The organism is Hallella mizrahii (assembly GCF_009695775.1).
GTDB classification, from domain to species: Bacteria; Bacteroidota; Bacteroidia; order Bacteroidales; family Bacteroidaceae; genus Prevotella; species Prevotella mizrahii.
The window spans coordinates 1-6,143 of the sequence record NZ_VUNG01000076.1 but is presented as its reverse complement, the minus strand read 5'-3'; the positions used below and the strand labels follow the sequence as shown (position 1 = coordinate 6,143).

Here is a 6,143-nt window from a genome sequence, read left to right as displayed (position 1 = left end):
CGTCTTATATAGGAAGAGCAGCTGTTCAAAATCTGATGTTCTCTCCATAAATTGTATGAATTTAAGTCGAGGACAAAAGTAACAGATTTTAAGGCTTTAAGCAATACGTCATTTTTGGACGCTTACGCTGCAACATAGCCAATCCTCCTTTTTTTCCGCTGGAAAAAACTCCATCGCCTACCACAATACCTTGATCGGGAAGTGTAAAACCTGCATAATTACCACTTGCATATGTTCCAAGTTGCTTACTTTCATAGACATACTGTCCCTTAAACATTCCCTTATATTTGACATCAATTAAATCGCCAATTCTGAAATCAGACGGAGCACCTTCTGTACAGGCCATAGCACCTGTTGTATTAAAACTCGCCTTGCCTGTCCAGAAGTTTGTGCCTTTATCTAAAGCATCAAGGCCACCAAGCAAACCTCCAGCAAAACCACCTTCCAAAGCTCCTATGCTTCCAGAACCTAAGCCAGCAAGAAGACCTTTTCCAAAGCTGGAGCCACCTACCCATGAATTGCCGGCACCAGATATAAAACCTCCTGCAAATCCTGCGCTTGCACCCGAAGCAGCACCAGTAAGGAATCCTGTAGAAGCTATTCCCTTGGCTAATCCTGCTGCTCCAGTCCAGAAATTGCCTCCTGCCATGGCAACGTTCACTCCTGACGCCAATCCTGCACCGACAGCTCCAGCGACAGCACCAGTGGCGAAGTAGCCAAGTCCTTTCGCATTAAGCTGGAAGCCGTGTGACGCCCAGTTGAAGACCCCTCCAATAGCAACACCTATGATAAGGTTCCAAAACTCCCCACTCGGATCCGTATACTTCAGCGGATTGTTCAGGCAATAGCTGTAACGGTTGAAGTTCTGGCTGATGTCGGGCATCTGCAAATAATTGTCGGGACTGAAGAACCTGCCGAGGACGGGGTCGTACAAACGGCCGTTCATGTTGATGATGCCAAACTCATTCAACATCTCGTGTCCAGTGTAGCCACGGTGCAAGCCTATGGTATTGAGCGTAACAGTCTGTCTGCCCCACGTGTCATAGGAGGCATCGAAAACCTTTTCGCCGTTCTCATCCATTGCGGAGAGGATGCTGCCTAGATTATCCGTGATGGCAAGATAAGTCTTTACCGTGCCGTTCTCCCTGACGGCGATGGTGTTGCCGTTAAGATAATAGAACTCGCGCGTCTTGCCGTTCTCGGTAAATTTCTCATATTCCCCAGCATAGACCGTAGTACGGATATCCGTACCGTTCTTTGACAGTTCCGAATACCATCTCTGCCGGTCCGGTCCGTAGGCTATATACATTCTGAGATTCTTGCCCGCATCGTCTATCAGCTCTATCTTCCCGAAGTCGTTGAACGATGTTGTCAGCGCCTCGCCCGGTATCTTCCCGTCAGCGTTCTCCACCTCCGTCACAGCATGCGGACGGACATTCTTGTCGTAAGAGAAGTTGCCCACCCCCGTCTTGAAGAGGATATTGCCGTTGGGGGCATAGCTTACCCTCATGGTTTCGTCATCACCTCTCTTGACGGAGACAAGCCTGTGCCTTCTCCAATTCCGACGGTTGGCCTTGTCCATGTCGTCAAGCGAAGACTCTAGCAAACCAAGTGTCTGTCGCAGGTTCCTGTTTCGCGATGTATACAGCATACACTTCTTTAATACAATAGTACTAATCAGGAGTCATTCAGTGGGGTAAGCGAGGTTAGTGGTGCTTGTCTCCAGGCCTTTGCAGTACGAATTTCATAGTATCAACAAGTACTCTCTGGCTGTCTCTCATAATGAAGTTTGATGGCAATACATACAAGACGGAAGGTTGTTTGTATTCTTGTGATATATCCTTAACTTCACAGAATAATCGTACACCAACGAGACGATTCTTAACATGATAATTGTTTTTAAGAGACGTATCTAATCCAATTATCTTCATATTATTACCTTTGATGCTTAGTTTCAAAGAATCCAGATTCACCACATACGCTCCTTTTAAATCAAAATTGAGATAATGAAAGCCCCTAAAATACATGCAACTTGTCTTAACATAGTCTTCTCCTGGAAAATAAATATCATAACTAAACCTGTTGTTATCCAATGGAAGTGTATACGCTACATCGCAAGACTGGAGAGACAACATAAGAATAAGACTGGCTATTAACCATTTAATGTAATGGCCACCAACTGTAATAATCGACAAAATCTTCATAATAGTTTTTATTTGCTACAAAATTACCTTTTAAAATCAAAGCATATAATCCTTGAAGTCCATAATTCGCTAAAAATAAATCATTTAATGCACGAGAATGCCATAGGTGATGCAATTCATGTTTAAGTACATTACCCAAATTGCTATTTCCCGTTACTGTATATGGACTAAAACCTGCACTAACTTCATATAATCGGCCGTCATGCATGGATAGTGTAGGTTGGAAAGTATCCATTAGCCCGCCTGTATATTCAAATGTTAGATTATCTGTATTAAAATGGACTTTCCCACCGGCAACCGTATTAACAAGACCAAAGGCATTTATCGCAATATTTCCAAGATTATTTTCCCATTGCAGCAACCTTTGTCCTTTGCCCAATGTCAAGTTTATAGGACCTAATCCTAATGTAACTCTTGAAAAGATTCCTTTGTTCGAAGCCCAATTATTCCCGACTGATTGACTTACAGTTCCAATCATCTGATAACCGAGTTTTCCGGCTAACTTGCCAAAACGAGACGCAGCACCGAAGCCCTTAACCATTCCAAATCCTCCAGTTATTGCCCACGCACCTGTTGCAAGTCCTGCGATTCCTGCCTTCCATGCACCATCCCAACTACCGCCAGTAATAGCATTATATGCGATGTTTATGCTACCACTATTCAGAATAGAACTGGTTATACCTGCAGACTTAGCCACGACCTCTGTACCCTTTATTGTTGTAGTAAGGCCTGTTACTCCACCAGAAGATGCCAAAGCAGAAGAAACACCATAACCAATTGTTGCGCCAATGATTCCACCGGCAATGGCACCTTTCCAAGCATTGGAGTTCCAGTTCCAAAATGCAGCAGTTCCTGATTGTATGGATGCCCCGGCATAGGATCCTATGATGGCACCTGCTATAACAGGAATGAACCATGCCAATTCCCCACTCGGATCCGTATACTTCAGCGGGTTGTTCAGGCAATAGCTGTAACGGTTGAAGTTCTGGCTGTTGTCGGGCATCTGCACATAGTTGTCAGGGCTGAAGAAGCGGCCGAGAACGGGGTCGTACAAGCGACCGTTCATATTGATGATGTCGAACTCGCTGAGCATCTCATGTCCCGTGTAGCCTCGGTGCAGACCGATGGAGTTGAGTGTCACCGTCTGCTTGCCCCACGCATCGTAGGAGGCATCGAAAACCTTCGTGCCGTTTTCATCCACAACGGAGAGGATACTGCCTATATTATCTGTGAAGGCGAGATAATTTTTCACCGTTCCGTTTTCCCTTATGGCGATGGTGTTGCCGTCGAGGTAGTAGAACTCGCGTGCCTTGCCGTTTTCACACACCTTCTCATAGGTTCCGGCATAGACGGTGCTTCTGACATTCTTGCCGTTCCTCGACAGTTCAGAATACCATCTTTCTTGGTCTGGTCCATAGCCGAAGTCCATCCTGAGCCCCTTGCCGGTGTCTTCAATCAGTTGAATCTTGCCGAAATCGTTGAATGAGGTGTTCAGCGCCTCTCCTGGTATCTTCCCGTCAGCGTTCTCCACCTCCGTCACAGCATGCGGACGGACATTCTTGTCGTAAGAGAAGTTGCCCACCCCCGTCTTGAAGAGGATGTTGCCGTTGGGGGCATAGCTTATCTTCATGGTTTCAGCCGCCCCGCTCTTCACGGAAACAAGCCTGTCGAGATTGTCGTAGCCGAAGGATTCCTGCGGGTCGTTGGTTCTCTTGCGTGACAACAGATTATCGGAGTCCCATCGTAGGTCTCGTCAAAGGTCTTCAGGACGCTACCTTTTATCATTTACACGTATGTATTGGGTTGTACCTTCTTCATTCTTCATAAAGAGCGTATCTTGGACTATATTATACTTGCTCTTTTGAATTATCCCATCAAAATACCAAATAATCGTATCTTTATTTATAGAATATTTGATAGGAGAAGTTCCTTCTTCGTCTACGAAATAGATGGAGTCACTCGTTATTTTTAACCATGTAACTCCCTCTAAACTCCAATAACCATATAATGATTTTGGGGGCATGCAATTGTGTCTTGTCACATTAGCCAAACAGCTTGTTAATATAACAAAAAAAACAAAAGAAATAATATTTTTTTTCATATATATAAGTTTTAATGTTGTGGAATCTCAATATGAAAGACAGGGTCCTTAGAGGGTGTCCATGGATCTAGCACTCTGGATATTTTGCTATTATTCAGAAGTGCACGATGAAAGGCTGCTTTATTGGATACACTACTAGGAGCTATATCTATAACATTAAGTTGCCTAAAATCTGCACAATGTTTTGACACTTTACTGGGTCCTTGTCTATAAACCTCTTTTAACATTTCCTGTTTGTCAGGATATCGACTTACTACTGCACGACCTGCAGGAGCATAATTACATGTTTGCTTATTTTTTAAATTATTATACATCGCATTTACTTGCTCTTCAGGTGTTCTTGCTGTGCTTGATATTGTCACTGAGTGTACTCCTGCCTCAGCCATACTTATTTTTATGACTGATATAGAATATAAAGATACTCTTTGTGCGAAAATAGGATTTGCAAACTTTACAACATAAGCCGGAGCTTTCCCTATTACGACAACCTCGGGTAACATATTTTGTAAGTTTTGGTCTTCCTGTTGAGTACTAACTGATGGTGGGTCATCGTGCATTGCATGATTTAAAAATCCAATATTCATCCCCTGCATCGCTCCTTGCAGGAAATCACCTCCTGTGGCCCAGGCTACCACGCCGCCCATTGCCGCCGTCGAAGAAACCATCTGCCAAGTCTCCAGACCCTTTATGGTCTTCGCATACGACCCGATGCCTGAAGCCGCGGCACCGGAAACAAAAGCACTGGCAAAGTTTCCCCCGTCCAAGGCAGAGACTACTCCGCTCGCCAGTCCATGGGCTCCTGCACGCAACAGCTCATTGCCGAATGTCGCAGCCGCACCTTTGAACAGCTCTCCTATACCATAGCTCGCACCGGACGACAAGAGACTAAGTGCACCAGCCTTCCATACACTCTTACCTTCAAAGGAGGCCTGCATCATGCTGCTGGCCATGTTAAATGCGGCAAAGGCTATGATGGCATCCTTATCATGAGCGTATTTTATGGAGTTGCTGTCTACAACTACAGTTTTCAGATGTTACCATTTTTATATTCGGAAATAACCATTTCTGCATCTAATCCGTGAATTCCTTCTGATGTGTTGGCAATATCTTGCAACACTTTGAGACAAAGACTGCTATAAGAGTGTATCAATGCTCTTGCAGACCATATACGCAGATTCTCGTTTCTTTCGAATAGGAATGGCTTTAGCAGGTCTATTTGATGGTTTGCTTTTAAGAATACAATAGACTCGTATATACTCTTAGCACTTTTGTTTCCCACCTTATAATTACCAGCCTCTAGTGCTTGTCCTTGCTTTATACAGTTTTTTTTGAACTGTTCTACAGCATCATCCACTTTACGTAAAACCATATTAAAATGTTTTATTAATGCAAATAGTTAAATCCGTTGAATTTTCTTATGGTTTTTATACCAAATTCGTATTGTTCCTCAAAACTTCCAGAACTTAACCAATCTCTTATCTTCTTTCCCATTCACTAGTGTCCACTTAAATCCTTTAACATTCGCTTAAACTGCCCTTAGGTCAGACATTTACAAGCATATACTTTACGTGTACTTTTCAATTTTGTACCTTTGCATGGCTATAGTCAAAAGTTACAAATTGTAAGTACATCGTAAAATATGCACAAAGGTCAGTTCATCTTCACTCAGGTCTGCAAGTTCTTGCCCAAACGAGCTTTTGATTGTCTTGTACCTAAAATCCGCAACTATCATCCAATACACGATTAAGGGTAGATTTATGAGTCGTTAGTAGCAGCTTTCAGTAAAAAGCAACAGCACAACATCAATATGTAGCCACCATCCCCTTACCCCACGATGC

At 43.6% G+C, this 6,143-nt stretch carries 6 protein-coding genes; all 6 read right to left on the bottom strand.

Annotated elements, in window-relative coordinates:
* Positions 1 to 88: 88 nt before the first annotated feature.
* Complete coding sequence (locus FYJ73_RS15365) at positions 89 to 1,651, bottom strand: RHS repeat domain-containing protein (RefSeq protein ID WP_235899421.1); 1,563 nt, start codon at positions 1,649 to 1,651, stop codon at positions 89 to 91.
* A 55-nt stretch (positions 1,652 to 1,706) separates the two neighbouring features.
* Positions 1,707 to 2,204, bottom strand: a complete 498-nt coding sequence (locus FYJ73_RS16090; RefSeq protein ID WP_235899420.1) for a hypothetical protein — start codon at positions 2,202 to 2,204, stop codon at positions 1,707 to 1,709.
* The gene (locus FYJ73_RS16085; protein WP_473733513.1) at positions 2,161 to 3,858 is read right to left on the bottom strand and encodes an RHS repeat domain-containing protein; all 1,698 of its coding nucleotides are present in this window, start codon (positions 3,856 to 3,858) and stop codon (positions 2,161 to 2,163) included. The genes FYJ73_RS16090 and FYJ73_RS16085 overlap by 44 nt, the downstream gene beginning before the upstream one ends.
* A gap of 117 nt (positions 3,859 to 3,975) precedes the next feature.
* Positions 3,976 to 4,305 carry a hypothetical protein gene (locus tag FYJ73_RS15355; RefSeq protein WP_066266522.1) on the bottom strand — a complete coding sequence of 110 codons (330 nt, stop codon included), beginning with the start codon at positions 4,303 to 4,305 and terminating at the stop codon, positions 3,976 to 3,978.
* Positions 4,306 to 4,316: 11 nt separating this feature from the next.
* A complete protein-coding gene (locus tag FYJ73_RS15350; protein WP_154535617.1) occupies positions 4,317 to 5,255 on the bottom strand; it encodes a hypothetical protein in 939 nt (312 codons plus the stop codon).
* A 77-nt stretch (positions 5,256 to 5,332) separates the two neighbouring features.
* A complete protein-coding gene (locus FYJ73_RS15345) occupies positions 5,333 to 5,674 on the bottom strand; it encodes a hypothetical protein (RefSeq protein WP_154535616.1) in 342 nt (113 codons plus the stop codon).
* Between the last annotated feature and the right edge of the window lie 469 nt (positions 5,675 to 6,143).